Genomic DNA, 4,923 nt, shown 5'->3' on the forward strand with positions numbered 1-4,923 from the left:
CCCAACTTATAACCACTCATATTGGTAGTTATCTGGCATTCCCCATCGTGGTGTATAAACGCGTAGTGTGTTTATTGCTTTACCTGATCCCCGAACAGGAGATGGAGCGGGTTTCCATGAAGCAGATTACGATTATCAATAAGGCCGCTGAGCAGCTTACGGTGTTGTTAGAGCGCAAACAGGCTGAGTCGAGCCTCAAGAAACAATATACCCGTCTGCGGGATACGCTGCTGGAGCTTAAATCCACTAAACAGGCATTGGCACACAACGAAAAGCTCGCCAGTATCGGGCGTATGGCAGCGGGTATCGCTCACGAAATTAATAATCCACTGTCATTTGTGATCAGCAACTTCTCCTCAATGGATAGCTATCTGGATAACATTATTCAGTTGCAGTCCATGCAGAGTGAGCTGTTAACTGCCATAGACATTCAGCAGGATCAAAAAGCGGCTCATCTCAAACAAAGTCTCAGTGAATTTGAGGAGCAGGCGGGTATACCGTTTATTTTGGAAGATATCAGAGCAATCGTCGCTGATTCTTTTAATGGTCTGCAACGGGTTAAAAATATCATTAGCGACTTACGCTCTTTTTCTCATAATCAGACCGGAGAAAAAGAGGTTTGTGATTTCTCTGTGCTGCTGGATGACACTCTGAAGATGATGCGATATGACCTGGATAACAAGGTTAGCATCCAGCGGAATGTTGAGTTCAATGGCGTGTTGCATACGCACTCAGGTCTCATTGAGCAAGTACTGGTGAATCTGATTAAAAACGCTGTGCAGGCAATGGAAAAGGCGGATACGGCTGAGCCGGTTATTCAAATAAGCGCTGCAGAGATAGATAATATGCTGCACATTCGAATTAGGGATAACGGCCCCGGCATGGCGGCCGACATCCAGCAGAAAATATTTGAGCCCTTCTTTACCACCAAACCCATCGGCGAGGGAACCGGGCTTGGCTTATCGGTGGTGTATAACATTATGCAGCGACTGGATGGTTCGATTCACTGCGAGAGCGAACCCGGTGTGTTTACCGAGTTTACTTTGTTGTTGCCATTAAAGCAGGAAAACGCGCAGGCTGATTGAGTTTTAAGGCGATTTCGGAGCATGCTTCAATTGGGTTTTACCGATAATTTTCCCATTGCATTTAACCGGCTGCCGTGTAGTATTTTATTTATACCATATACAGAGCAGGCGCGTGGCAACCACTTCGTTTTTTCAATCAATGAGTATGACATCACACCGCTTTACATGCGGTGTTTTAGGATTGCTGATCGATTTAATGTCGTTGCTCACGGTACTGGCTCACGGTTGTGTCAAACAGCCGGCGAGCATTCCTCACTTTAGTAAGCTTAATTTACTGCCATGCAGTTACGGCTTCTTCCACTGGTGCCTGGCCTGGTGGGCTGGTAACACAAAATCTCTTTAACTTAACTCATGCGTCTGCGCCTCGATTGAGCGGACGCGGCATTGTCACCCATTTTTTAAAGAGAGCAAAAATGACCTTACCTGTCATCCCCTTTTATCCACATCCTGCCCCGGCGCAGGCAATCCACAAGAGCTTAAGCCAGTCTGGGTTTATGCAAATCAGCGACATTGGTATAGAGCCGACATTATTAGCGGAAGTTTATGCGGTCAGCCGTGTATTTTTTACCGGCGATCAGCAAACCAAATCCCGCTGCGGTTATCGCTCTGCTCAGGAAAACTTTGGTTATCAGGGATTGCTGGAGGAAAACCTGGATCCCACCGCTCCGGCAGATATCAAAGAAACCTTCACTATGCGTAGCTTCGTCCTGGGAATTTGAAAGGGAACAGCCACTCCTGGATTCTCACGTTTCGCTAGGAGACTTGCTAGCGCCCTCTGAGTGGGCAATCATCTAGTTCATAAGCATTTTTGTTAAATAGATTTTATTCTTCGAATTTTTTGTTGATAAAAAAACAATTATATATATCATATACGAACCATTATCATTTGTATTTAGAGTATTAAAGGGTAAATTTATGAGAAATGTAAGTAGAGTATCTAAATTGGGTAAAGCGATAGCATTTGCACTAGCGGGACTGTCGAGCGCGTCCGCAATGGCGGCTATAGCGCCAGACGATATTGAGCGTATCACCATTAGTGGAAATAGCGATTCAACATTTCCACGCACCATGGCTGCCGTTGATTCTGGCAAAATCTTTGAGGGCAAAAAGACCTCAGTGGTAGAGCTTGATGAAATGCCTAACTTCATTGAGCCAAACTTAAGACAGATGTTTTCTACGCTGCCGGGGCTCTTCGTTTCAGATCAAGCCATCCCCAGTTTTTACAATGTGAACTACCGCGGCTTAGGAAACCCTCATGAGTCTGAGTTCGTGGGCTTTTTTCAAAACAATATTCCCCTAGCCGCAGACCTTTTCGGATACCCTACCATCTACTACATGCCGCCAGCACAGCGTATTGAGCGCATAGAATTCGTTCGCGGCGGGTCGGGTTTAATTTACGGTCCACAAATAGGGCCGACGGTAAACTTTATTACCAAGCGCGCAGAAGTAGGCCGCGATACGGGCTTTCGAACCGATCAAGCACTCGGGAGCAATGGGCTATATAGCACTTATAATGAGTTTGCCACTTCAACTGGAGACTTCGGTTTCTTTGCATCGGTAGACCACCGTTCGGCCGACGGCCCTCGAGATAATGAAGATTTCGATGTAACATCAGGCCACGTTAGTGTGGCTTATGAAGGGTTTGACGACATTCGCCTTGGTTTCGAACTTGATGTATACAACTCAGACTCTGGTGAAGCAGGTCGTTTGAGTACGACGGAATTTGAACAAGACCGCAATCAAACATTAACCCCATTCAATCGTGTTGAGATAGAACAAGTACTGGCTAATTTTACTTTTGCGCAGAAGATTAGCGATAGTGCGACGCTTGACGCGAATGTCTGGTATTCATACATGGACCGCTTTAGTCGCCGTTCTGGGCAATTTTCTGAGCCTGAGAATGAGCCTGCTACCACAAATATTGATCAACAAGAATTCGATAATTGGGGCTTCGACGCCCGTTATGCGCAAGCCTGGGGCGACAACAATGTGCTGACTGTGGGGACAACCTCTTACTGGGGAGATAGCCCAAGAACTCGTCACGTCAGTAGCGATATTCGCTCTAACCAACAGAACGCCGCTGACTTGCTATTCGATCAAGACCGTAAAATGACGTATAACGCCGTATTTATCGAAAATTTATTCAAATTCGATAAATTGAGTGTGGTACCTACCCTACGTTATGAGCGCGTTAATTACGACTTAGAAGAGTTGACTAAAAATCCAAGTCTAAACCGAGATCCTATCGACGTAGACGAGACTGAAAATGAACTGCTACTCGGTCTTGGCATGATGTATCAGCTCAACGAAATCAGTGAGCTTTATGCAAACGTTTCTGAATCTTATCGCCCTCAACGATTTGATGATTTGGCCAACCCCAATTCAGAACTCGCCAGCTCAAATGGCCCCGATGTTTCTAGTGCAATGAACTATGAATTTGGTTACCGCGCCATGCCTGTTGATGGTCTTGTACTTGACGTGAGCGCGTTTAGAATCGACTTTGACGACAAAATTGAAACTATTCAGGTAAATATCGCTGACATAGAGCGAGTGAACTCTGGCGACTCTCGCCATCAAGGCGTAGAGTTTAGCGTCGACTACGACCTTTTTGCGGGTCGTGCTGACGAAAGTTTTAGAATTTTTGCCAATGGCTCGTTGCTTGATGCCGAAATCGTCTCTTCCCTTAACGAGAGCCTGGTTGGAAATACCACCGCTTTTGCACCGGAGTATCTTTTACGCGCCGGGTTTATATACAACACGGAAAAGCTTGATGTCGCGCTTACTGCGACAATGGTAGACGAGCAATTTTGGCAAGACTCGAATGCGTCTAGAGGAACAGGCATCGATGAAATAGCCGCGCTAATTCCTTCCTATGAAGTTGTTGACCTGACCGCTGAATATCGTATCGATTCGCAATGGGCAGTATATGGAGGCATTAATAACCTTTTAGACGAGAACTATTATTCTCGCGTGAGAAATGATGGTATCGAACCTGCCCTCGAAAGAACCGTATTTGCAGGCGTACGCTTTCAAATGTAAATAGCAAAATTGTAAGCAAGCAGGGGCGATAACTTGGCCCTGCGGTGCGCGCTTATAACCAGCGTCTTTTCAGACCACCTCCACACTTCAACATGTAATAAAATCGCTCTTTACGACCATTTCTTTTTGTTTTACCTCGCCGTTAAATTCCCTCATATTCCCGCAAATAATTAATAGCCATTAGAACGCAGTTGCGGATTGCAGGGGCTTTAACGTTGGAAAACACATTGTCTACAGAGCCTAAAGTACGCATTTCAGCGCCGGTGATTGCCCTGGCAATGTATGCGATAGCGTCAGGCTATTTAATGAGCCTCATTCCACTTATGCTAACGCACTATGGCCTTGATACGTCGCTGGCCAGTTGGTTAGCAAGTAGCTTTTATGCAGGCCTTCTTCTCGGTGCGTTGGCCATTGAGCCTTTGGTTACCCGCTTGGGACACCGAAACGGATTTGTTTGGTGTTTAGGTACGCTCATCACTACTATTGCCATAATGCCTGCAATCCCTGACGCCAGCGTTTGGTTGCTTGCCCGGTTCGTTGCTGGCGTTGCCGTTGCAGGTGTATTCGTTGTTGTTGAGTCTTGGTTATTACATGGTAATGAAGCCGACCGCGCCAAGCGCGTGGGCCTTTATATGGGAGCGTTCTATGGTGGCAGCTCGTTAGGACAGCTTTGCCTTGGCTTTGTTGGCGTTCACGGTGTGATGCCTTTTGTCGCCATTTTTACTGCGCTACTTTTTGCTGTTGGTGTATTACTGCTTATAAAAAGCGATCAGCCCAGTAGCGCGGAAATCACACCACT

4 protein-coding genes are annotated in these 4,923 nt (G+C 46.2%); all 4 read left to right on the plus strand.

Annotated features, from left to right (window positions below; translation table 11 throughout):
• The coding region (locus ACFI6J_RS21270; protein ID WP_462586383.1) for a sensor histidine kinase at positions 1-1,085 on the plus strand (1,085 nt) is incomplete at its 5' end.
• 413 nt (positions 1,086-1,498) lie between these two features.
• The gene (locus ACFI6J_RS21275; RefSeq protein ID WP_024024471.1) at positions 1,499-1,804 is read left to right on the plus strand and encodes a 2-oxoglutarate and iron-dependent oxygenase domain-containing protein; all 306 of its coding nucleotides are present in this window, start codon (positions 1,499-1,501) and stop codon (positions 1,802-1,804) included.
• A 196-nt stretch (positions 1,805-2,000) separates the two neighbouring features.
• A complete protein-coding gene (locus tag ACFI6J_RS21280; protein ID WP_020745975.1) occupies positions 2,001-4,124 on the plus strand; it encodes a TonB-dependent receptor family protein in 2,124 nt (707 codons plus the stop codon).
• Positions 4,125-4,351: 227 nt separating this feature from the next.
• The coding region (locus tag ACFI6J_RS21285; RefSeq protein WP_272983839.1) for an MFS transporter at positions 4,352-4,923 on the plus strand (572 nt) is incomplete at its 3' end.

The sequence above is a fragment of the Alteromonas sp. G4i13 genome (assembly GCF_054960505.1).